Annotated in this window: 20 protein-coding genes; 10 read left to right on the top strand and 10 right to left on the bottom strand. The window is 64.6% G+C overall.

Translation table 11 applies throughout. The features are described 5' to 3' along the window. Positions 1–7 precede the first annotated feature (7 nt). Positions 8–274 (top strand): acylphosphatase, encoded by a 267-nt coding sequence (locus ASS64_RS12605; protein WP_067694988.1) that lies wholly within the window; start codon positions 8–10, stop codon positions 272–274. Here the strand turns inward: ASS64_RS12605 and ASS64_RS12600 are convergent. Then, positions 271–840, bottom strand: a complete 570-nt coding sequence (locus ASS64_RS12600; protein ID WP_067694984.1) for a pyridoxamine 5'-phosphate oxidase family protein — start codon at positions 838–840, stop codon at positions 271–273. The two genes, ASS64_RS12605 and ASS64_RS12600, sit on opposite strands and share 4 nt — an antisense overlap. A 189-nt stretch (positions 841–1,029) precedes the next feature. On the opposite strand from ASS64_RS12600, the gene ASS64_RS16440 reads away from it, so the two are divergent. Next, positions 1,030–2,166, top strand: a complete 1,137-nt coding sequence (locus ASS64_RS16440; protein WP_234002396.1) for an RcnB family protein — start codon at positions 1,030–1,032, stop codon at positions 2,164–2,166. A gap of 88 nt (positions 2,167–2,254) precedes the next feature. Here the strand turns inward: ASS64_RS16440 and ASS64_RS12590 are convergent, their stop codons facing one another. Next, positions 2,255–2,809: a cytochrome b gene (locus tag ASS64_RS12590; RefSeq protein WP_067694982.1), complete on the bottom strand. Its 555-nt coding sequence runs from the start codon at positions 2,807–2,809 to the stop codon at positions 2,255–2,257. A 99-nt stretch (positions 2,810–2,908) separates the two neighbouring features. Between ASS64_RS12590 and ASS64_RS12585 the strand changes: the two genes are divergently transcribed. Further along, positions 2,909–3,577, top strand: coding sequence for a 2OG-Fe(II) oxygenase (locus ASS64_RS12585; protein ID WP_067694979.1), 669 nt, complete (start codon positions 2,909–2,911; stop codon positions 3,575–3,577). A gap of 7 nt (positions 3,578–3,584) precedes the next feature. Here the strand turns inward: ASS64_RS12585 and ASS64_RS12580 are convergent, their stop codons facing one another. Further along, the gene (locus tag ASS64_RS12580; protein ID WP_067694976.1) at positions 3,585–4,697 is read right to left on the bottom strand and encodes a PAS domain-containing protein; all 1,113 of its coding nucleotides are present in this window, start codon (positions 4,695–4,697) and stop codon (positions 3,585–3,587) included. Between the two features lie 57 nt (positions 4,698–4,754). After that, positions 4,755–6,389: a lysine--tRNA ligase gene (locus ASS64_RS12575; protein ID WP_067694974.1), complete on the bottom strand. Its 1,635-nt coding sequence runs from the start codon at positions 6,387–6,389 to the stop codon at positions 4,755–4,757. A 227-nt stretch (positions 6,390–6,616) separates the two neighbouring features. On the opposite strand from ASS64_RS12575, the gene ASS64_RS12570 reads away from it, so the two are divergent. Further along, the gene (locus ASS64_RS12570; protein ID WP_067694971.1) at positions 6,617–6,976 is read left to right on the top strand and encodes a hypothetical protein; all 360 of its coding nucleotides are present in this window, start codon (positions 6,617–6,619) and stop codon (positions 6,974–6,976) included. A 137-nt stretch (positions 6,977–7,113) separates the two neighbouring features. Here the strand turns inward: ASS64_RS12570 and ASS64_RS12565 are convergent, their stop codons facing one another. Then, the gene (locus ASS64_RS12565) at positions 7,114–8,085 is read right to left on the bottom strand and encodes a hypothetical protein (RefSeq protein ID WP_067694969.1); all 972 of its coding nucleotides are present in this window, start codon (positions 8,083–8,085) and stop codon (positions 7,114–7,116) included. Between the two features lie 185 nt (positions 8,086–8,270). Here ASS64_RS12565 and ASS64_RS12560 point away from each other — a divergent pair, with 185 nt between their 5' ends. After that, on the top strand, positions 8,271–11,024 hold the full coding sequence (locus tag ASS64_RS12560) for an ATP-dependent DNA helicase (RefSeq protein WP_067694966.1): 2,754 nt from the start codon (positions 8,271–8,273) through the stop codon (positions 11,022–11,024). Continuing rightward, positions 11,021–11,548 carry a histidine phosphatase family protein gene (locus ASS64_RS12555; protein ID WP_067694962.1) on the top strand — a complete coding sequence of 176 codons (528 nt, stop codon included), beginning with the start codon at positions 11,021–11,023 and terminating at the stop codon, positions 11,546–11,548. Before ASS64_RS12560 ends, ASS64_RS12555 begins: the two co-directional genes overlap by 4 nt. Positions 11,549–12,005: 457 nt before the next feature. On the opposite strand, the gene soxR is transcribed toward ASS64_RS12555, so the two are convergent. Continuing rightward, positions 12,006–12,443 carry a redox-sensitive transcriptional activator SoxR gene (gene soxR, locus ASS64_RS12550; protein WP_067694959.1) on the bottom strand — a complete coding sequence of 146 codons (438 nt, stop codon included), beginning with the start codon at positions 12,441–12,443 and terminating at the stop codon, positions 12,006–12,008. Positions 12,444–12,568: 125 nt separating this feature from the next. Between soxR and ASS64_RS12545 the strand changes: the two genes are divergently transcribed. Continuing rightward, the gene (locus ASS64_RS12545) at positions 12,569–12,940 is read left to right on the top strand and encodes a VOC family protein (protein WP_067694956.1); all 372 of its coding nucleotides are present in this window, start codon (positions 12,569–12,571) and stop codon (positions 12,938–12,940) included. Here ASS64_RS12545 and ASS64_RS12540 read toward each other — a convergent pair. From ASS64_RS12540 to ubiA, 3 genes are all read right to left on the bottom strand, one after another. Next, entirely contained in the window at positions 12,931–13,281 is a 351-nt protein-coding gene (locus ASS64_RS12540; RefSeq protein WP_083508345.1) for a helix-turn-helix transcriptional regulator, read from the bottom strand. The genes ASS64_RS12545 and ASS64_RS12540 overlap by 10 nt on opposite strands. A 79-nt stretch (positions 13,282–13,360) precedes the next feature. After that, positions 13,361–13,813, bottom strand: a complete 453-nt coding sequence (locus ASS64_RS12535; RefSeq protein ID WP_067694953.1) for a tRNA (cytidine(34)-2'-O)-methyltransferase — start codon at positions 13,811–13,813, stop codon at positions 13,361–13,363. Between the two features lie 93 nt (positions 13,814–13,906). Next, positions 13,907–14,809, bottom strand: a complete 903-nt coding sequence (gene ubiA / locus ASS64_RS12530; protein ID WP_067694950.1) for a 4-hydroxybenzoate octaprenyltransferase — start codon at positions 14,807–14,809, stop codon at positions 13,907–13,909. A 136-nt stretch (positions 14,810–14,945) separates the two neighbouring features. Between ubiA and ASS64_RS12525 the strand changes: the two genes are divergently transcribed. Genes ASS64_RS12525 through ASS64_RS12515 form a run of 3 tightly spaced genes read left to right on the top strand, consistent with a single transcriptional unit; the run spans position 14,946 to position 17,437 of the window. After that, positions 14,946–15,701 (top strand): 16S rRNA (uracil(1498)-N(3))-methyltransferase, encoded by a 756-nt coding sequence (locus ASS64_RS12525; RefSeq protein WP_067694947.1) that lies wholly within the window; start codon positions 14,946–14,948, stop codon positions 15,699–15,701. A 42-nt stretch (positions 15,702–15,743) separates the two neighbouring features. Next, positions 15,744–17,114 (top strand): glutamate--cysteine ligase, encoded by a 1,371-nt coding sequence (locus tag ASS64_RS12520; RefSeq protein ID WP_067694944.1) that lies wholly within the window; start codon positions 15,744–15,746, stop codon positions 17,112–17,114. 20 nt (positions 17,115–17,134) lie between these two features. Beyond that, entirely contained in the window at positions 17,135–17,437 is a 303-nt protein-coding gene (locus ASS64_RS12515) for a putative quinol monooxygenase (RefSeq protein ID WP_067694941.1), read from the top strand. On the opposite strand, the gene ASS64_RS12510 is transcribed toward ASS64_RS12515, so the two are convergent. Beyond that, a complete protein-coding gene (locus ASS64_RS12510) occupies positions 17,438–18,793 on the bottom strand; it encodes an isoprenylcysteine carboxylmethyltransferase family protein (protein WP_067694938.1) in 1,356 nt (451 codons plus the stop codon). Positions 18,794–18,804: the final 11 nt, after the last annotated feature.

Raw genomic sequence — 18,804 nt, 5'->3', positions numbered from 1 at the left:
AGAGCCGATGACCGCCCGCCATCTCATCGTTCACGGCCGCGTGCAGGGCGTTTTCTATCGCGACTGGACGGTGGAAACCGCGCGCGATCACGGCCTTGCAGGCTGGGTGCGCAATCTGCCCGACGGCACGGTGGAGGCGCATCTCGAAGGGGACGGAGAAGCAATCACCCGCATGATCGCCGCGATGCACGACGGCCCGCCCCGCGCGGCGCCGACGCGAATCGAACAGCGCAGTGCCGAGCCACAGGGGCTAGGCGGCTTCACCAGACGCTAGGGTGAAATCCACGTCCCCCCATCGCGCGTCAGCAAGGCACGGCGATGACCGGTGTGGGCAAGGCTGAACCAGTCGATCTCCGCCACCTCGACCAAGAGGATGGCAAAATTCTCGCGGGCGGGGACGATCTGTTCGTCATCGGGTTCGGCGCCTTCGAATTGCGGTGGCAGGCCCGATGTTGGCACATCGGACACCGCACCGGGGCCTTCCCCCAGATAGCAGCGCCGCGCGAAATTGTTGCTCTCGGCCCAAGCGGTATCCACCGCCGGCCCTGCGCGCTGGATTCGCCCTGTTCCCCGCAAACGCAATTGGACCTTTGCGCGCCGATCGTAGCCGAGAACGGCGACACGCCGGTCCGCCTCGATCACAGCCACCTTGGACGCGCGGACATCCGTATGGAAACGCAGCGTCCAACGATCGCAATCGAAGGCGCGCAGCACCATGACCCGCGCGTCGGCATCGGCAGTGGCGACAACGGGCGTGTGCATGGGCGAACGCCGATCACGCGCCGCTTCCTCCAGCCGCGCGGCGATATCGGCGCGGACCTCGTCGAGGGTCTCGTACATCGCCAATGCAATGCATGCGCGGAGCCATGGTGCCAAGGCGGCATTGCGTTCATATTTTTCGTTATTAATATGAACACTGGACCGACAGACCGGTTCACTTTGGCGTCAGGCCGTTGTGATACAAGATACCACATCGACAGTGGCCGCGGGTGGTGGAGCGGCATCGGACCGACAAAGAGGACACGCTCCATGAATCCAACCAAGCTAATGAAAGGCAGCGCGCTGAGCGCCCTCGCCGCGGCGATGGCTCTCACTGCCCTGCCGGACGAGGCCGAAGCGCAGCCGCGCGAAATGCAGGAACGCATCCGGGCCGCCCAGGGAGACCGCAGCGAGACCCGCCAGCAGCGTCGTGCACAGCGACAGGAAGCGCGCCAGCGCGCTCGCCAGAATGCCGCGCGCGAGTTCCGCCGGACGCAGAACGGTCGCCGGGCAGGTGGGCGGGATCGCACCGAAACCACGGGTAACAACCGGGTGGACTTCAACGAAGCACGCGCGCAGCGCCGTGCAGAACGACGTGCCGAGCGGCGCGACAATCGGGGCGATCGCCGCGCCGACCGACGCGATTTCCGCCGGGATCAACGCGCCGACCGGCGCGACAATCGTCGCGACCAACGTGCCGACCGCCGGGATTTCCGCCGCGACCAGCGTGGCGAGCGCCGAGCCGACCGGCGTACCGACCGCCGGGAGTTTCGCGAACGCAACCGCACCTATCGCGGCGATCGCAATCGGACCTATGTCGACCGCAATCGGGCCGAACGTCGTGCCGAACGGCGCCGTGAGGCTCGCCGCGACGCCTATCGTGCGGGTCGGCGGGACGAACGCCGCCGCGACGCGCGCGAGGATCGGCGCATTCGTCGCGATGCCTATCGCGACGGACGCCGGGCCGAGCGTCGGCGCGACCGGTGGGAGGATCGCCGTATCCGGCGCGACGCCTACCGTGACGGCTATCGTGAGGCCCGCCGCGACCAGCGGCGCGCACGCTATCATGACGGGCGCCGGTGGCGGCATTACGATCGTTGGGACCATCGCCGCTGGCGGAACAACCGCCGCTACAATTGGTACAACCATCGCTATTACAATCGCGACATCTTCCGGCTGGGCCGATACTATGCGCCCTATCGCGACTATCGCTATCGCCGGCTGAGCATTGGCGTGCGCCTCGGCAACCTGTTCTTCGGCAGCCGCTACTGGATCAACGATCCCTGGCGCTATCGCCTGCCCGAAGTCTACGGACCGTATCGCTGGGTGCGCTATTACGACGACGTGCTGCTGGTCGACATTTACAGCGGCGAAGTGGTCGACGTGATTTACGACTTCTTCTGGTAAGCCCTGTCACCGATCGGCTTGAGAGTGGTCCGGTCGGCCAACAAAACCCCCGCCGAGCAATCGGCGGGGGTTTTTCATGGCCGCATAATCAGCCAGGCACCTTGCCGAAAGGCAGCATGCGGAAAATACCGCCGTTCTTGTCGACAAAAGTATGCTTGAGCGCACCGAGAATATGCAGGCCGATCAGGTAGATGAAGATGTTGCCGCCGAGCGCGTGCATGTCGAAGATCGATCCCCCGAGGTCGTCGTTCTCGCCCAGTGGCAGCGGCGGGATGGTAAATAGGCCGAAGAAATCGATGTCGCGTCCGGTCAAGGAGTTGGCCAGCCAGCCGCCTAGGGGCAGGCCGATCAGAAGGACATAGAAGAGGATGTGCACCGCCCGCGCCAGCGTCGCCTCCCATTTCGCGAGACCGCTCGGCAGCGGCGGCACCGGGTGGGTCCAGCGCCAGGCGAGCCGCGCCAGCGTGAGCAGAAGAATCGCGATTCCGAGCGCCTTGTGATCGGCGAAAATCTCCGCCTTGGCGGGCATTTCGGCATGCTCGGCCGCCTCGGCGATCCGCCAGTTGACGATCACCGCGACGGCGATGATCCAGTGGAACAGCATGGCGCCCTTCGAATAACGGCGTGCGGCAGCATCGGTCATTGATCCCTCCCGAACTAAGGCAATCCAGACTAGCGCTTCGACAGGTTGCGGCAAGCCACTACCTTGAAGCCACGAGCACGCTTGCTAACAGGGCGCACGATGAGCAAGACCGCGAACGTTCCCGATCAGGATGCGCTCAAGCGCGTCGGCGCCATGGTGCGCAAGCGCCTCGACTCCGATCCGCAAGCCTACAAGATCCCTACCGACAAGGCCGAAATCTACGCCATCGGGAATTTCCTCTCCCCAGAGGAATGCCAGCGATTGATGCTGATGATCGATGCGGTCGCGCGGCCGAGCGAATTGCACGAAACCGCATATGTCGCGAAGTTCCGCACCTCCTATTCGGGGAATTTCGATCCGCACGATCCCTTCGTCAAGGCGATCTCCCGCAGGATCGACGATACGCTGGGCCTGCCGGGCAAGGTGGGCGAGAACATCCAGGGCCAGCGCTATCTCCCGGGCCAGGAATTCAAGCCTCACAATGACTGGTTCTATACCGACCAGGAATACTGGAAGCTCGAGAAGAAACGCGGCGGCCAGCGCTGCTGGACCGCCATGGCCTTTCTCAACGAGGTAGAGGAAGGCGGGCATACGCATTTCGTCGAAGTCGGTGCCTCGATCGAACCGAAGCCGGGCGTTCTCCTCGTCTGGAACAATGCGACCCCCGCGGGACTACCCAACGAAAGCACTCTTCATGCCGGGACACCGGTGCTCAAGGGGCAGAAATATGTGCTGACCAAGTGGTACCGCACGCGCAAACACAGCTAGTCCGTCGTTAGGCGTCGGTGCCCGCAAACGCCGGCACGCGGATGGTAGCGCGAAAGCCCTCGGGCGCAAATCGGGGATCGAATTCTCCCTTGAGGCTGCGGATCACTCCCTCGATCAGGCGGGTTCCCGAGCCCGTCCCCTTCAAGTCGGGCTCCCCGGGGAGAGGACTTGCGCCGCGTTCGCGTTTTTCGATCCAATTGACGGTCAAAGTGTCGTCATCGGCACCCCAGTCGATTTGAACCTTGCCATCCTCGTGTGCGAGCGCACCGTATTTGAGGGCGTTGGTCGCCAGCTCGTGCAGTGTCAGGCCCAGCGGGGTGACATGTTTGCGAGGCAATTCGATCGGCTCGCCAGTAAGGGCGATCCGATCGGGATGCGAATTGCGATAGGGGCGCATCACCGCCTCGACGAGAGTACGCAGATTGCTGCGACCCTCATCCAGGCCTTCTTCGGCAAGCGACGCGCGATGGGCTCCTGCTAGCGCCTCGATGCGGCGCTCGATCTTGGCCGAGAGTTCGTCAACATCCTCCGAACCTCGCGCCGATAGCCGCACAATGGCCGTTAGAACCGCAAAAAGATTGTCCGTGCGGTGACGCAACTCGGCTGCAACGCGCTCGTTCTCGACGATGGTTTCCCGCGCCGCCAGCAGCTCGGTAATGTCCCATTGCGAACCGAAAAAGTAGGCGAGATTGCCTTCTCGATCGTAGATTGGTCCCACGTGGACGGCGTTCCAGAATGCGGTCCCGTCTTTGCGGTAGTTGAGGATATCGACGACGGTATAGTTTTCGGTCTCGATAGCCTTGCGAAGCTTGGCCACTGCGGAGGGCCTGGTTCCCCGCCCTTGCAGGAACCGGCAGTTTTGCCCGATGATCTCGTCCATCGAATAGCCGGTGAGATCGGTAAACGCCTTGTTGCAATAGACGATCGGGCAATCCGGTTGATGCGGATCCGAAAGAGCAAGCGCCATGCGGGTCTGCTCCGTCGTTTCGAGAAACAGTTGCGCGGAGCCGATCCTGAGGTCGGCTAGCCGGCCGGCTATGCTCGCATGATGTTCTGCACTGAGACTGTCGATCGCCTCCGGCGTTTCACCTTCCGCTTCGCTGTTGCCCCCGCGATTCATCGTGCCGCCTTCGATCTGCCGCCTGCCCCGCGATTTTGCCGCGAAGCAGACCCGGAATCAAGATTGGCCGCGCGCCAACGCCTCGGCGATCAGCTTGCGCGTATTGGCGACGCCATAGAGCGCAATGAAGCTGCCCATGCGCGGCCCCTGATCGCTGCCGAGCAACGTCTGGTAGAGCGCCTTGAACCAGTCGCGCAGGGTGGCGAAACCATGTTCCTCGCGCTTGCCGATTTCGTAGACCTGGGTCTGCAGATCCTCGGCGCCGGTGTCCTCCGCGGCATCTGCAAGATAGGCATCGAGCGCGCGCAGCGCTTCCGCCTCGTTGTCGGTCGGCGCGCGCTTCTCCAGCGTCGGCACGATGTAATCGCGCGTATAAGCGACGGCAGTGCCGATCAAAACCGCCAGCTCCGGCGTGATCTTGCCCGCGCCGATATAGCTTTCGAGATAGTCGCGCAGGTTCTCCTCGGTCGCTTCCGCACCCAGCACGCTAGCCAGATTCAGCAGGAGGCCATAAGTCACCGGCAGGCTGTCGCCTGCGCCCGGGGCCTCGCTGCCCTCGAACCCGCCGTTGGCACGCAACAGGTGCCAGGCCGGATTGCCAAGTTGCTTGTCGAGCGCTTGTTCGACCAGGCGCTCGCGGAATTGCCAGTAATCGTCCACCGCACGCGGAATCACGCCGACATGGAGTTGCTTGGCGCTCTTCGGATTGGGGAAGATGTAGAAGCCGAGGCTCTCTTCCGATCCGTAAGTCAGCCACTCTTCGATCGAGAGGCCGTTGCCCTTGGACTTGGAGATTTTCTCGCCGTTCTGGTCGAGGAACATCTCGTAGATCAGCCCCTCCGGCTTGCGACCGCCCAGCGACTTGACGATCTTGCCCGACTGGATGCCGCTGTCGGTCAGATCCTTGCCGTACATCTCGTAATCGACGCCGAGCGCATACCAGCGCATCGCCCAATCGACCTTCCACTGCAGCTTGCTCATCCCGCCAAGCGCCGACTGTTCGACCACGGTCCCGTCCTCGTCGGTGAACCGAACCGTGCCGGCCTCGGCATCGACCACCTCGACGGGCACCTGCAGCACACGCCCCGTGGAGGGCGATATCGGCAGGATGGGTGAATAGGTCTTGCGCCGCTCCTCGCGCAGCGTGGGCAGCATGATGTCGAGAATGTCCTGGTTCTTGCGCAGGACCTGGCGGAGCGCATCGTCGAAACGCCCCGAATTGTACATGTCGTTCGACGCGATGAATTCGTACTGGAAACCGAACCGGTCGAGGAATTCGCGCAGCTTCGCATTGTTGTGCGCGGCGAAGCTTTCGTGACCCTTTTCGAACGGATCGGGGACACGCGAAAGCGGCAGGTGCAGATTCGCCTCGAGCAATTCCTTGTTCGGCACATTGTCGGGCACCTTGCGCAACCCGTCCATGTCGTCGGAAAAGGCAACAAGGCGCGTCTTGCCGTCTTCCGGCTTCGCACCGATCATAGCCTCGAAGGCGCGGCGCACCAGCGTGGTGCGCAGCACCTCCTGGAACGTGCCGATATGCGGAAGGCCGCTGGGACCGTAGCCGGTTTCGAACAGGACCGGCGAACCGTCCGGCTTGGCACCGTCGGGATAGCGTTTGAGCAGGCGCTGCGCCTCCTGGAACGGCCAGGCCTTGGACACGCGGGCGGCTTCGATCAGGTCGGTCATGCTCATATCCGCGCCTCTCGCGAAATTGCGGCTGCCGCGCAAGCGGCAAGTTGTCTCTCGCATTTATATCCAGATCCGTTCGACCGCGAGGACCCCCAGCCCCGTGGCCCCCGCAAACGCAACCCGCGAATGCCCCCATCGTGGAGCGAGTTCGAATCGAAAACCGCCGCACGAACCGGGAAAAAGCCCGGGCGGCCGATGGGGTCGCGAACACAAAAAAGGGGATTTAAATCATGGCATCTCTTCCAAGCTTCGACGAAGAAAAGGTCCAGAACGCGCTGGAGGCAGCCGGTCGGCACAACGAAATCGTCGGGGCCACCACGGCAGATGGCAGTCCCAACATTCTTGGCGGCGGCGAATATGCGGCGCTGGCCGAATGTATCAGCGTCACGGTCAAGGACCACAAGATCTGTCTCGATCTGCCGCTCGGGATCGGTTCGGTGTGCATCCCGATCCCGATTTCGGTTCCGGAAGGAACCGCGGCGCAGGCATGCCTGCACATCTGCACCACATGGGGCATTCCGACCGGCGTCAAGGTGACCGTGTCCGTCGGCGGAGTCCAGATCGTCTCGAAGTCCTTCGGCAAATGCTGAGCAGGGCCTGACGGATCGGCCGGGGCCACCGCACCTCCTCAGGTCCCGGCCGGTACGACCGAGACGGCAATAGGGGCGCCTTCCCTTTCGGGAGGACGCCCCTACCGCTGCGACACCAGTCGGGGTCGGGAGGGGATTCAGGCAGTCGCAGGACGCCAGCCGCGCAGCTCGGGCCAGACATGGGTGTACTGGCTCAAATCGATGCTCGGCTTGCGATCGGTGAAACGGGTGCCGATCGACTGCAGGATCAGGCGGGCACGCTTGGCGCGAGCCTTGGGCGAGGCGAAGGGGTTGGCGCGGTCGGGCTCGGCTGCGATCATCCTTTGCAGCAGCCGCCTGCGCTCTTCGGGATCGCGCGGCAGCTCGGCCGGAAGCTCTACCGCGACACCACGGCTTACGCCCATCGGTCGCGAAGGTTCTGAGCCCATCGCTGGCAGCGGTGCATGATGCGCCGTGAATCGCGGTTCGCGTTCGATCATGGGATCGGCATTGACAATCGGACGTTGGATTACCGGGACATCGGCCTCCCGGCGGCGGCGGCGGCGCGCAAGCAGCAGCAACAGCGCGGCAAGGCCGATCCCGCCCGCGCCCAGCACAGCGAACAGCAGCGCAGTGTCGTAGCTGTCGTTTACCGATTCGGGCATCGGAACCGGCGCGGCTTCGGCAGCGGGCTGGCCCTCGCCAGGAACGCTCGCCGCCGTCGACTCCTCGATCGTCGGCGCAGATGTGACCGTCTCGTCGGAAGGAGCGGCCGTGGTGCGCGGAGTGACGGCGGCCGGGGCAGGCGCTTCGGCGCGCTGCTGCGGAGCGGTGCTGCGGGTCGTATCGGTGGCAGCGACCGGTTCAGCTTCGCGTACCTCCGGCGGCTCGACCAGCGGCTCAGCCTCAGGCAGCTCGATCGCGGTCACGGGGGCGGGTTCGGGCGCCGGCACGATCACCGGCGCGGGCGAGGAAACGGGCTCGGGCGTCGATGCGACGATCGGTGGCGGCACCAGCGGCTCTGGCATGAAGGTCGACGCATCCTGCGCGACGGCTGCCGGTGCATGGAGCGCGGCCATCGCGGCAATCGCGACGGGGGCGCTGGCGATAAGGGGGCGTGTCGTGTTCATGCCGGATAAAACGGGCATAATTTCGCCACAGTTCCGGTAATCGGGCGTTCAGAAAACTCCAACTAGCTGTTTTTTCGTAATTTCTCTCGCGCGTTTCACGGCCAGCCGCCGAGCGTTTGCGACGAACCGAATGAGCTCCGGCATGGTCTCGCCGCGCTCTGTTTACTTTTCGTTCCCGCCCTTTCATGGTCATTTTCGTGAGCGAGCCGCTGCCCCTCCCCGCCCTTCACGCCAGCCACGCAGGTACGTGGCTGCGAGACGCCAATGGCGGGACGCGCGGTTGCTCCAAGGGCGAAGCGGTAATGGCCGCGGCCGATACGCCGCAGCTGCTAATGAATGCGCCGTTGGTAGCCAACCGGCTGGGCTATCCTGACCTCTCGGGGCTCGACCTGCTCGAGCTCTTCGCCTTCATCCACCCCGCGCGGTTTTGCGTACCCACGCCCAAGGGGCTGGCGCACGCGCTGGGGCTGGAAGAACCTGCTGACGATGCCGGGGTGCCGCTGTTGCTGCAACAGGCTGCGGGAGCCTTGTTGGCGACTTGCGAGAACGAGGACTGGCCCGAACGCGAGGGTGCATGGTCGGCGCTGCAATCGCTCGCGCGGCTCCGCTGGCCCTGGTCGGGCGTGCTCGCCCCGCATATCCGCAAACCCGAACATGCGGAAAAATGGCTCTTCAGCCGTCTGCCCGAGTGGGATGAAACCCCCGAGCGCGCGCAGCCCGCACAGGTGCGGATCGAGGGACCCGAGATCGAGGCGCAGCTCGAACGGTTGACCGGCGAAGGAGCCGAGCGGCGCGACGGCCAGCGCGATTTCTCGAAGGGTGCGGGCCATGTCTTCAGCCCACGCGATAAGCAGAAGCGCCCGCATGTCCTGCTGGCGCAGGCGGGCACTGGGATCGGCAAGACACTGGGCTATCTCGCCCCGGCCTCGCTCTGGGCGGAGCATTCCGGCGGCACGGTCTGGGTCTCGACCTATACCAAGAACCTTCAGCGCCAGCTGCGGCGCGAGAGCGCCCGCGCCTGGCCTGCCGCCCGCCCCGACGGTTCGCCGCCTGTGGTCGTGCGTAAGGGGCGCGAGAACTATCTGTGTTTGCTCAATCTGGAAGACGCACTGCAGGGCGGCTTCGCCGGCCGCCCCGCCATACTCGCCCATCTGGTCGCGCGCTGGGCGGCCTATTCGCAGGATGGCGACATGATCGGCGGCGATCTGCCTGGCTGGCTCGGCACGCTGTTCCGCAAGCGCGGCATTGCGGCGCTCACCGACCAGCGCGGCGAATGCGTCTATGCCGGCTGCCCGCATTACCGGAAATGCTTCATCGAGCGGAGCGCGCGCAATGCCGCACAGGCCGATCTCGTGATTGCCAATCATGCCCTGGTCATGGTCAACGCCGCGCGCGGGCGCGATCCCGCCAGCCGTCCCACGCGCATCGTCTTCGATGAGGGCCATCACGTATTCGATGCTGCCGACAGCACCTTCTCCGCAGCGCTCACGGGGCAGGAAGCGATCGAGCTGAGGCGCTGGATCATCGGACCGGAAAAGAACAGCCGCGGGCGTCGCCGCGGCCTGTCCGCGCGGCTCGCCGATGTCGCGAGCTATGACGATGCGGGCGGCGAGGCGGTGGAGGACGCGGTCGAGGCCGCGCACGCCCTGCCCGCCGATGGCTGGCTCGGCCGACTTGCGGAAGGCGCGCCGTTGGGGCCGCTCGAGGAACTGCTCGCCGCAGTCCGCGCCACCACCTTCGCGCGCGACGAGAGCGGTCTCGAGATGGGCTATGGTATCGAGACCGAGGCCGCGCAACTGCCCGGCGAACTGATCGAGGCGGCGGGCACTGCCGCGCAGGCGCTGGCGGCTATCCGGACACCGCTGCTCAAACTTGCCGGACGGCTCGAAGCGGTAATGGAGGACGCACCCGACTGGCTCGACGGTCAGGGTCGCGCGCGGATCGAAGGTGCCCGCCATTCGCTCGCCTGGCGGATCGACCTGATCGCCGCCTGGGAAGCGCTGCTGTCGCGGCTCGGAGGGCCTGCGGACCCGGAGTTCGTCGACTGGCTGCAGGTCGATCGCAACGATGCGCGCGAATTCGACGTCGGGCTGTACCGCCACTGGCTCGATCCGATGAAGCCGTTTGCGAAGGTCGTGCTCGAACCCGCACATGGCGTGATGGTGACCAGTGCCACGTTGACCGATCGCGACGAGAGCGGGCCCGACTGGCCGCACGCCATCGCCAAGAGCGGTGCACCGCATCTCGAACTCAGTCCGAGGACCGTGCAGGCGGACAGTCCGTTCGACTATGCGAGCCGCGCCGAGGTCCTGATCGTCACCGATATCCGCAAGGGCGACATCCCCGCGCTCGCCGGCGCCTATGCGCGGCTGATCGAGGCAAGCGATGGCGGCGTCCTCGGCCTGTTTACCGCGATCCGCCGGATGCGGGCAGTCTATGGCCGCATCGCAGACCGGCTCGCCCGCGCCGGGCTGCCGCTCTATGCGCAGCATGTCGACCCGATCGATACGGGCACGCTGACCGATATCTTCCGCGACGATCCACGCGCCAGCCTGCTCGGCACCGATGCGCTGCGTGACGGGGTCGACGTGCCGGGCCGCAGCCTGCGCTGCGTGGTGATGGAAAGCGTGCCCTGGCCGCGTCCGACCATCCTCCACCGGGCGCGCCGCGCCGCCGCGGCCGAGCAGCAGGGCGGCGCGCAGCGTTACGACGACCGCATCATCCGCGCCCGGCTCGCTCAGGCCTTCGGCCGGCTGATCCGCACGCGCGAGGATTCGGGCCATTTCGTCGTACTCTCGCCCGCCTTCCCCAGTCGCTTGCTGTCGGCCTTCCCCGAAGGCACGCCCGTCACGAGGCTGACACTCGAAGAGGCTTTACAGCGCGTCGCCAAGGGTGTTGTTAGCCCCGAGCATTCGCCAGCGGAGAGCCAACCATCGTGAAAATCCTCGGCCTGTTGCGCCACGCCAAGTCCGATTGGGGCCAGAGCGACAAGCGCGATTTCGACCGTGGACTCAACGATCGGGGGCGCAAGGGGGCCGAGGTCATCGGCGAGCATATCCGCGCGCATGGCGTCGCTTGGGACCGGCTCGTCGCCAGCCCCGCCGAACGCGTGAAGAGAACCCTGGCCGAAGCGCTTCCCGAACTCGCGCCGCAATGGGACGAGCGGCTCTATCTCGCGGGCACCGACACGATCATGACCGTGATCCGCGAGGCGGGCGGGGACGGCGACAGCCTCCTGATCTCGGGTCACAATCCCGGGCTTGGCGACATGCTGTTCGAACTGGTTGCGCCCAAGAACGAGAACGCGCTGTACGACGAGGCCAAGGTGAAGTTTCCGACCGCCGCCTATGCGGTGTTCGAACTCGATATCGAGGACTGGGCCGATCTACGCGACGGCTGCGGAAAGCTGGTGCATTTCGCCCGCCCGCGCGATCTCGATCCGGAACTTGGGCCGGAATATTGAGACGCCCTGTCCGGTTTGAGGCGCGTCGCGTTAGCCAGTCTTTGGCGGTTTGTAGGTGAGGAGCGGCCATTCAGCCAATGCCGCTACTCTCTCGTTGCTGAGGTGTTTCCACCGAGCGGAGGCAGTCCAAGTTCTCTCCCGTCGAGCCATCGAACTTCAAGTCCGTCCCGCTCCCGACGGAGCAAGAGGTCGCTATGCACGGCCTGCATTGCGAGCAGCAGAGATTGAACGCTATCCACTCCCCAAGCACTGCGCGAACGAAGACCGTCGGGCCACTTGATCTCATACCGGCAACTGAAGTCCTGACCATCAGAAACGGGCTGATAGAACCGACACGTTAATTCGGTTCCGTCGAGTAGATAGGTCCGCTCCAGAAAAGGATCACTCTGTTCCATCGGCAATCATTTGACCGAGTCCTCCAATGACCGCAATGTCGTCGCCAACGGACCGTCCGCAACTAGCGCAGCACCCGAGGCCCCGGCCCGCCTTCCGCGGCGATATCGTCGGGATTGTAGAGCTTGCACGTTTTCAGGCTCAGGCAGCCACAGCCGATGCAGCCGTCGAGATTGTCGCGCAGCGCCTGCAATTGCGCGATCCGACGATCGAGGCTTTCGCGGATCGCCTCGCTGATCTTCCACCAGTCGAAACTCGACGGCGTGCGCCCCTGGGGCAGGCTGCGCAAGTGGTCGCCGATCTCTTCGAGCGAGAGGCCGAGTTTCTGCACGATCAGGATGAAGCTCAAGCGCCGGATATCGCTGCGCAGGAAGCGTCGCTGGTTACCGGCGGTGCGATGCGCCTGGATCAGCCCCTTGTCCTCGTAGAAGCGGATCGCCGAGGTCGACAGGCCGGTGCGGCGCGCAAGGTCGCCGATGCTGAGAAGGTCGTTCGAGTTCATCGATTTCACTGATAGGGCTTTTGGACCTTGACCTCAAGTGAAGTTGAAGTTGCATAGGTATGGGCATCGCAAATGCGGGCGTCCGACCGGTTCTCGGTTTGCCGTCCCTGACAAGGAGATGCACGATGTCCACCGGACGCCTCGAACACGCCAATATCTCGGTTACCGATCCCGATCGCAGCGCAGACCTGCTGAAAGACCTGCTCGGCTGGAGGGAGCGCTGGCGCGGCAATTCGCAGCTTGGCGGGCGCACGATCCACGTCGGAGAAGCTCACGATTACATTGCGCTCTATACGGGCGAGCATGTGAAGGGCGAGTATCGCAAGGGACAGCCGCTCAACCATGTCGCCTTTACCGTCGACGATCTCGACGCGGCGGAAAAGGTCGTTGCCGCGCATGGGCTGAAATCCTTCGGCCATGACGACTACGAGCCGGGTCGCCGATTCTATTTCTTCGATTGGGACGGAATCGAATTCGAGGTGGTCAGCTATGAATGAGCCGATCCTGCGAGAGCCGATGTTCGCGCGGCGCGAACTCCGTGTGCAGAACCGTGGTAACCGGACATTGCTGCCAGCGGAACCTCCTCGAACCGACCCAACCAGCGCCGCGCCATCTTCGCGAGCGGCACCGGGTTGAGATAATGCCGCTTGCAGCGCCCGTCGCGCTCGGAGGCGACCAGTTCGGCAGCCTCGAGCACGGCGAGGTGCTTGGCCACCGCCTGGCGCGTCATCGGCAGGTCTTCCGCCAGATCCGACAGGGTCAGCCCGCCCTCCTCGCTCAGCCGGTCCAGCAAGTGCCGCCGGGTGGGATCGGAAAGCGCCGCGAATGTGTCCGTCATGCGAGCAAGGTAAAGAAGACCTCGCCGAGTCGCTCAAGCCTCGCACGCCCGGGCGATGCCACTTGTCCACCGCGAGACGCTAGCGCGGGAGCGTACCGGTCTGACGCAGCGCCTCGGCCAGTGCGATGGCAGCGCTGGTCGCGACGTTGAGCGAACGGACCTGCGCGCGCATCGGCAGACGCACCTTCGCATCGCTCGTCTCGGCCACATGGTGCGGCACGCCCGCGCTTTCCTTGCCGAACAGCAGCACGTCGTCGGGGCGATATGCATAGTCATAAGCGGATTGGGTCGCCTTGGTGGTGAACAGCACCAACCGCCCCTCGCCCAATGTCTCGTAGAAAGCCTCGAAGTCGGCATGCCGCACGACCTCGACATGGTCGATATAGTCCATGGCTGCGCGGCGCACGCGACGATCGTCCCATTTGAACCCCATTGGTTCGATTAGGTCTATTCGCGCACCCAAACAGGCACAAAGCCGCATCACCGCGCCGACATTTCCTGCAATTTCGGGTTCGAACATCGCGATGCGCATGGGATCAGATCAGCCGCCCAGATATCACGAGGAGACCGAACCGTTCATTGCAGCCGTTCTCAAGCGGCCCAACCAAATCGCATTGCGCCAGCATCAGGCATTCCCCACGACGAAACAGGCGGCGGCGACCAGTGCCCCCGTCCAGCGATTGGCGCGGAAGCGGTCGAGCGGGTTGCCGGGGTCCTCTCCGTCGAGCGTGGCTACCTGCCAGGCAAGGTGCCCTGCCGCGGGCAGCAGCGCGAGCAGCGCGACCCAGTCGGCGCGGTAAAGCCAGCAGGCCAGCACCCACAACGCGACGGCACCGGCGTAGAACAGCGCCACGCCGCCCCGCACCCGCCCGCCCAATCGCAGGGCGCTCGAGCGGATGCCGACCAGCGCATCGTCTTCGCGGTCCTGCATGGCGTAGATCGTGTCGTAGCCGATGACCCACAGCGCTGCGCCCGCATACATCGCTGCGAGCGCGTCCCAATTGTCGGCGCGCAGCTGCGTCCAGCCGACCAGCAGCCCCCAGGTGAAGACCATGCCCAGCCATGCCTGCGGCCACCAGGTGATGCGCTTCATAAAAGGATAGGCGGCCACCAAGACGACGCTGGCCAGCGCGACCCCTTGCGCGAAAGGACGCAACTGCCACAGCACGAGCAGGCCGACGGCGCACAGGGCGAGCAGCCAGGTCCAGGCGAGCTTCTTGGAGATCCGCCCGCTCGCCACCGGGCGCACCGCAGTGCGCGCGACCTTGCGGTCGAGCTCGGCATCGACGATGTCGTTGTAGACGCAGCCCGCCCCGCGCATCGCGATGCTGCCGAGCAGCAGCCAGCCGAGCAGTTCAAGCTGCCAGCCCGCGCCGGTCAGCCACACGCCCCAGGCGCAGGGCCAGAACAGCAGCCACCAGCCGATCGGCCGGTCGAACCGCGCCAGCTGCGCCAGATCGCGCGGCAATTGCGGCAGGCGCGCGACGAGGCCGCGATGTTCGCTGTCGGGGACGATGGTTTCGGACATCCAGTGCCCCCTAAACCAATCCGTCATTCCCGCGAAAGCGGGAATCCCGCTTTTTGCGACATGCATCCAAAGATGTAGCGGGATCCCCGCTTTCGCGGGGATGACGGAGGGATAGAATGTCGCTAGCTGCCGGATCATGCCCGCAACCCCCGCCTGGCCCCCGAAGAGCGCCCCGCGCCTGTTTGTCGAGCAGGAACTCTCTGCCAACGCGGCAGTGCAGGTCGAGGGCAATCAAGCCCATTACCTCGCGAAAGTAATGCGCGCTTCCCCGGGAGACGCCGTGATCCTGTGCGACGATATCACCGGCGAATGGGCTGCCGAGGTGGTCGAGGCAGGCAAGCGGCACGTCCTGCTCCAACCCAAGCAGCATCTGCGCCCGCGCGAACCGGTGCCCGATTTCTGGCTATGTCCCGCATTGCTCAAGAAAGACCGCTTCGACCTCGTGCTCGAAAAAGCGACCGAGCTCGGCGTCGCGCGCATCGCGCCCGTCGTCACCCGGCGCTGCGTTGCGGACAAGCTCAATGCCGAACGTGCCGATACCATCGTCACCGAGGCGGCCGAACAATGCGCGCGGACCGCGCTGCCCGAAATCGCCCCCGTCGCAAAACTCGACGCGCTGCTGCGCAGCTGGCCGCAGGAACGCCATCTGTTCTTCGCCGACGAGGAAGGCGGCGAGCCGGCTGCCGATGCTTTCTGCTATGCCGAGGGGCCGGCGGCGCTGCTGGTCGGTCCGGAAGGCGGCTTCGACGATGCCGAGCGCGCCGCCATCCGCGCGCATCCCGCCTCGGTTGCGATCAGCCTCGGCCCGCGTATCCTGCGCGGTGAGACCGCAGCGATTGCGGGTATCGCGATCTGGATGGCCGAGGCGGGCGACTGGCTCGGCGAAGATTAATTTCCTTTCCACGCAAGGTTCGGTTGCCTATCGCCACTCGTCATGAGCACGCGCGAGACGTCCGGGGCAGAGGATCCCATCATAGAATCCCGCGACCAACTGGTCGCTCCGATGCAGCGCGGCGAGAAGCCGAAGCACGCCTGGCGGATCGGCACCGAGCACGAAAAGCTGGTCTATTGCCGCAAGAGCTTTCGCGCGCTTTCCTATGACGAGCCCGGCGGAATCCGCGATATCTTGCTGAGTTTGAAGGAGTTCGGATGGGAACCGATCGAGGAAGGCGGCAAGGTCATCGCCATGAGCGGCGAGGATGGCACGGTCAGCCTCGAACCCGCCGGCCAGCTCGAATTGTCGGGCGCACCGCTCGAAAATCTGCACGACACCTGCGCCGAGACGGGGCGGCACCTGGAACAGGTCAAGGCAATCGGTGAGCGGTGCGGAGTCGGCTTCCTCGGCCTCGGCATGTGGCCCGACAAGACCCGTGAAGAACTGCCTGTCATGCCCAAGGGGCGCTACGAAATCATGATGCGGCACATGCCGCGCGTGGGCAGTCTCGGCCTCGACATGATGCTGCGCACATGCACCATCCAGGTGAACCTCGACTATGGCTCCGAAGCCGACATGGCGCAGAAATTCCGCACCGGCCTCGCGCTTCAACCGCTCGCCACCGCCCTGTTCGCCAATTCGCCCTTCACCGAAGGGAAACCCAACGGTTACCTGTCGTACCGCTCGCACATCTGGAGCGACACCGATCCGCACCGCACAGGCATGCTGCCTTTCGTGTTCGAGGACGGCTTCGGCTACGAACGCTGGGTCGATTACATGCTCGACGTGCCGATGTATTTCGTCTTCCGCGAGGGGAAATACATCGACGCTGCCGGCCTCAGCTTCCGCGATTTCCTGGAGGGAAAGCTGGAAGTCCTGCCTGGGGAAAAACCGACCGAAGCCGATTGGTGGGACCATCTCTCGACCGCATTTCCCGAAGTGCGGCTGAAAAGCTTTCTCGAAATGCGCGGCGCCGATGGCGGGCCGTGGAGCCGCATCTGCGCGCTTCCCGCCTTATGGGTCGGCCTGCTCTACGACCAGGGCGCGCTCGATGCGGCCTGGGATCTGGTAAAGCACTGGACGATGGAAGAGCGCGAGGAACTGCGCAATGCCGTGCCGAAGCTGGCGCTGGACGCGTCGATCCCCGGCGGCGGCAAGCTGCAGGACCTTGCGAAAGACGTGCTCGCCATTGCCCGCGCCGGGCTGGCCGCGCGCGGACGCCTCAACACCTCGGGCGACAACGAGACCGGCTTCCTCGAAACGCTCGACGAGATCGTCGCCAGCGGCAAGGTCCCGGCACAGACCTTGCTCGATCGCTATCACGGCGAGTGGGGCGGCGATATCAAACGCGTCTACAAATACAGCTTTTAACGGGCCGAGGGAGACAGGCGATGATCCAGATCAGCGGAACGATCAAACTGGGGCGCACGATCGATGCCGCCACGCGCAAGGCGATCGTCGAGATGGTGCGCGCCAGCCGCGCGGAAGACGGCTGCCTCGACTATACCTTCGCCAGCGACATCGCCGATCCTGATACGCTGATCCTGTTCGAACGCTGGCGCGACCGCGCGGCGCTGGATGCGCATGGCCAATCGGAACACATGGCCGAATTCCAAAAGGTCATGGCCGCCAATCCGCCGCAATCGCGCGATCTGAGGATCTACGAAACCGACGACGGCCAGCCGCTCGGCTGATTATTCTGCCGGCTGCTCGGTGAGCACCTGCCGCGGCTTCACCCGATTCCACAGCCGCGTCAGCGGGGCGGTCAGGAGACCATGCTGCGCCATCCATGCGTGGTACTCGCGATACTTCGGATCCTCGGCAAGCAAATGCGCTTCCTCGGTTTTGGCACGCCAGAGATAAATGCCATTGACCACCAGCAGGAAGAAACAATTGCGGATCGCCTCGACCGGCGAACCGCTGGTCACGAGGAACGGCAGCACCGCCGCCCACCAGAACAGGTTCTTCGACACATAGGCCGGGTGCCGCGTGAAGCGGTACGGTCCGTTGGTCAGCACGCCGCGATAGGTGAGGTTGGAAAACCGCAGGCCGAAGGCGAAGGTCGCCCAGGCATAAATCCCGGTGAGGAACACCAGCAGCGCACCCCATAGCGCGATCAACGTGTCGTTACCCGCCATCCAGTGGAGCCAGCCCGCCGTGTCGTGCTCGTAATTGATCGCCTTGCCCCCGCCAAGAATGCCCCACATGATCGGCGGATAGCAGACCAAGGCCGCAATCCAGCCGCCGAGCAGCGGATTACCCGAGCGGATATGCGCATCGAGCGGGCGCATGGTGACGATATAGCCGACCGTGCCGATCATCACGTCGATCATGAACATCGCCTCGATGATCGTCAGCGCGATGCGTTCGGGCCGCGCGGCGATCTCGACGAAATCGGCGGTCACGATATTGCGGTAGGCGAAGGGAATGATCGAGATCATGAAGGCGGTGAAGAAGGCCTTGATGATCCACGTCTGCCAGTGCTTCCTCACCTCCGCCATGTCCCAGCCGGGCCGCATCAGCAACAGCGCGCCGAAGTGCCAGGCGTGGTCGCGCTGATTCACCAGGGCGCGGTCGATCCAGAAAACATAGGGCACCGACAGCACCACCAGCGGAATCGCGGCATAGCCGAGCACCTGCATCGAGAAGAGATACTGCCCCTCCCAATACCAGCGGCACAGACAATAAAGACCTGCGATGATCGCCCAGGTGGCCCACAGGCCGGCCAGCTTGACCCAGGTTGCATGGCGATCCGGTGTGCGATTGCGGACGAGCGACCAGTCGAGGCCGGTCGATGGGCGCAGATGCACCTTATCGACGAAAATCGACCAAGCCGCCATCGGAATAGCCGCGGCGAGCAGGCCGACGAGCGCGGAATTGCGCCCGCCCAGCGTATCGCGCGGCACCGACCAGTCGAAGACCTCGGCAATATCGGGAAAGGCACGCGCGAAAGCCACCCAGGCAAACAGCCCGGCAAGGCCGACCAGACCCACGGCCGAGGAAACATCGCTCGTCGGCCGTGCGAGGGGTGCTTGCTCCGTCGCGTTCATGACCGCCCTTC

This window comes from Erythrobacter sp. AP23 (assembly GCF_001542855.1).
GTDB lineage: Bacteria > Pseudomonadota > Alphaproteobacteria > Sphingomonadales > Sphingomonadaceae > Qipengyuania.
This window is presented reverse-complemented; position numbering and strand designations above follow the sequence as displayed.